General features: G+C 63.4%; 4 protein-coding genes. 3 read left to right on the top strand and 1 reads right to left on the bottom strand.

Features of this window, described 5'->3' with window-relative positions; all coding sequences use genetic code 11:
- Positions 1–312 (bottom strand): DUF6481 family protein (locus EN935_RS27590; RefSeq protein ID WP_127373822.1); only part of this gene is annotated, 312 nt, incomplete at its 3' end.
- 219 nt (positions 313–531) lie between these two features.
- Between EN935_RS27590 and EN935_RS27585 the strand changes: the two genes are divergently transcribed.
- The 3 genes from EN935_RS27585 to EN935_RS27575 all read left to right on the top strand — a co-directional run.
- Positions 532–1,593: an LLM class flavin-dependent oxidoreductase gene (locus EN935_RS27585; protein ID WP_109667241.1), complete on the top strand. Its 1,062-nt coding sequence runs from the start codon at positions 532–534 to the stop codon at positions 1,591–1,593.
- A 114-nt stretch (positions 1,594–1,707) separates the two neighbouring features.
- Positions 1,708–2,877: an AI-2E family transporter gene (locus EN935_RS27580; RefSeq protein WP_127262588.1), complete on the top strand. Its 1,170-nt coding sequence runs from the start codon at positions 1,708–1,710 to the stop codon at positions 2,875–2,877.
- A gap of 68 nt (positions 2,878–2,945) precedes the next feature.
- A partial coding sequence (locus tag EN935_RS27575) for an MsnO8 family LLM class oxidoreductase (RefSeq protein ID WP_127373821.1) occupies positions 2,946–3,375 on the top strand: 430 nt, incomplete at its 3' end.

Below are 3,375 nucleotides of genomic sequence, written 5' to 3'. Positions count from 1 at the left end.
GTTCTCGTCGGATTCCCGAATCTTGGCCTCAGCCTGTGCAGCTTCCTCGGCGGCGATACGTGCCGCCTCGGCTGCTGCCTCGCGCTCGGCCTTCTCGACCGCTTCGCGTGCCAGCTTTTCCTGCTTCAGCCTCGCCTTCTCGGCCTCGCGGATTTCGCGAGCCTCGAGGATCGCCTTGCGTTCGGCCTGCCGCGCCAGCACTGCGGGATCATCCGCCGCCGGCTTTGCCTTGAAGCGCTCGAGGAGCGCCTTCTTTGCCTCGTTTGCGGCGTTGCGCCGCTCGAAAACGTCTTTTTCCCTGTAGATAGCCAAGTCCACTTCCCTGAAGTCAATTCGCGACGCTTACATACGCGCGAAAACCGAGAGTTCAAGCGCCAAAACGGCATGGCAGCCATGAAATTGTTGGCTGTTGCACTCGGGAGACGCCTTTTCGGCCTAAACCGACATGCACTGTTCACCGTCCGCCCCTCTGGCGGCGAGGCGGGTCGGTCGCTACCTCTAGCCACAAAACCCAACATCAGGATGACATCAATGGAACTCGGTCTCTACACCTTCGCCGACGTCAGCCCGCAGCCGGGTCCCGGCGCCATCGGCCCGCATGAGCGGCTGCGCAACCTGATCGAGGAGGTCGAACTGGCCGACCAGGTCGGCCTCGACGTCTTCGGCCTCGGCGAGCATCACCGGCCCGATTATGCCGCCTCGGCACCGGTCGTGGCCCTGGCCGCGGCCGCCGAGCGCTCGAAGCGTATCAAGCTGACCAGCGCGGTCACCGTTCTGTCTTCCGATGACCCGGTGCGCGTCTTCCAGCAATTTGCCACGCTCGACCTTCTGTCGGGCGGCCGCGCCGAGATCATGGCCGGGCGCGGCTCGTTCATCGAATCCTTCCCGCTGTTCGGCTACAACCTCGAGGACTATGACGAGCTGTTCGCCGAAAAGCTCGATCTGCTGCTTGCCATCCGCGATAGCGTGAAGGTCACCTGGTCTGGCAATCTGCGTACGCCGATCAATGATCGCGGCGTTTATCCCCGGCCCTTCCAGGACAGGCTGCCGGTGTGGATCGCCATTGGCGGCACGCCACAATCGGCGGCGCGCGCGGGTGCCCTTGGCCTGCCGCTGGCGCTCGCGATCATCGGCGGCGAGCCGGCGCGCTTCGCGCCGCTGTTCGATCTCTACCGTGAGGCCGCCAAGCGCGCCGGCAGCGATCCGGCGGGCCTTGCCACCAGCATCAACGTGCACGGCTTCATCGCCGAAACGACCGAGCAGGCGGCCGACGATTTTTACGGCCCGCAGGCGGAAGTGATGAACCGCATCGGCCGCGAGCGCGGCTGGGGACCGACATCGCGGGCGCATTTCGACCAGTCGCGTGGTCCTGATGGCGCCTTGTTCGTCGGCAGCCCCGAGCAGGTGGCCGAGAAGATCGTTGCTCAGCAGAAGATCTTCGGCAATGACCGCTTCCTGCTGCAGATGGCGATCGGCACCATGCCGCATGCCAAGATCATGAAGGCGATCGAACTCTACGGCACCAGGGTGGCGCCGATCGTACGCAAGGAAACGTCCAAGGCCGCACCGGCACTGGCTGCGCCCGTCGCCTGAGCCAATGGCAAGGCCTACGGGCGCAGGCCTTGCCGGCTAAAGGAACCTTGAAGCCACGTCAGCGTTTTCCACCGACGGATGGCACCAATTGCGGTGCGCCGTTGAGGGACCGTGATGAAAGCCGAACCCGCCGCTTTGAGCACAGGCGTTGCCGAGGTTGACGACGCGCGCGTCGCGGCTCGTGCCGACACGCATCTGATGCGTTCACTGCTGATCGGCATCTTCCTGTTCATGGCCATCTACGCGCTCTACTTTGCCCGCGCCTTCTTCATGCCGGTCATCCTGGCTTTCCTGCTGGCTCTGACGCTGACGCCCATCGTTCGGCTCCTGCGCAAGCACGGTATCCCCGAAGTGATTTCCGCGAGCCTTCTGGTGCTGTTGTCGATCTGCATCTTTGCCAGCGCCGGTTACCTGCTCAGCAGCCCGATCATCGACCTCATCAACAACACCTCGTCGATCGGCCAGCAACTCACCGAACGGCTGGCGCAATTGCGGCAACCGTTCGAGAAGATCATGCAGATCTCGCATCAGGTCGAACAGCTGACCGAGACCTCGCAGGAGCCGGGCATCCAGAAGGTGGCGGTGGCGCAGTCCGGCATCATGTCGGCGGCGGCCAGCAACATCCTGTCGGCGGGAACAAGCCTCACCATCATCTTCGTGCTGTCGCTGTTCCTGCTCGCGTCCGGCACGATGTTCTATGAAAAGATCATCCAGTCCTTCGCCCGTCTCAGCGAAAAGAAGCGGGCGCTACGCGTCGTCTATGACGTCGAGCGCGAAATCTCGCACTATCTGCTCACCGTCACCATCATCAATGCCGGTCTCGGCGCCGTCATCGGCCTTGGCCTGTGGGCACTAGGCATGCCCAACCCGCTGGTCTGGGGCGTGGCCGCGGCATTGCTCAACTTCCTGCCCTATGTCGGAGCGCTGATCACCATCGTGCTTGTCACGATCATGGCGCTGATCAGCTTCGACACAATCGCCTACGCACTGCTGGCGCCGGCCTTCGTGCTGTTGTGTGACATCGTCGAAGGCCAGTTCGTGACGCCGATGGTGGTCGGCCGGCGCCTCGAGATCAACGCCGTGGCGATCTTCATCGCCATCGCCTTCTGGTCATGGCTATGGGGCTTCGTCGGCGCGCTGATGGCGGTGCCTCTCCTGGTCGTCATCAAGGTGTTCTGCGATCATTTCGATGGGCTGAGCCATGTCGGCAATTTTCTCGCCGCGCAGCAGACGACCGTCGTCGAGGAGGACGACAACGCCGACACCGAACCCGCGAAAGGTTGATCAATATTTTTGAATTTGCGGCGTCGCCGGGCGCTTCCTACATGCGGTCCTGACACAGGATACCGTTCATGACCGACCTTTCCGTTCTCGATCTGTCGCCGATCATCGAAGGCAGCGATGCCTCGCAGTCGCTGGCCAACTCGCTCGATCTTGCCCGCCATGCCGAGCGGCTGGGCTACAAGCGCTACTGGCTGGCCGAGCATCACAACATGCCGGGGATCGCCAGTGCGGCAACCGCTGTCGTCATCGCCCATGTCGCCGGTGGCACGAAGACCATTCGCGTCGGTGCCGGCGGCATCATGCTGCCCAACCATGCGCCGCTGGTCATTGCCGAGCAGTTCGGCACGCTGGCCGCCTTGCATCCGGGCCGTATCGATCTCGGCATCGGCCGGGCGCCCGGCACCGATATGGGCACGGCCCGTGCCTTGCGCCGCAACCTCGAGGCCGGCGTCGACAATTTCCCGCAGGATGTCGTCGAGCTGATGGGCTATTTCCAGC

The organism is Mesorhizobium sp. M7D.F.Ca.US.004.03.1.1 (genome assembly GCF_003998635.1).
GTDB lineage: Bacteria > Pseudomonadota > Alphaproteobacteria > Rhizobiales > Rhizobiaceae > Mesorhizobium > Mesorhizobium loti.
Note: the sequence above shows the minus strand (reverse complement) of the source record. Positions and strands in the feature narration are given on the sequence as shown.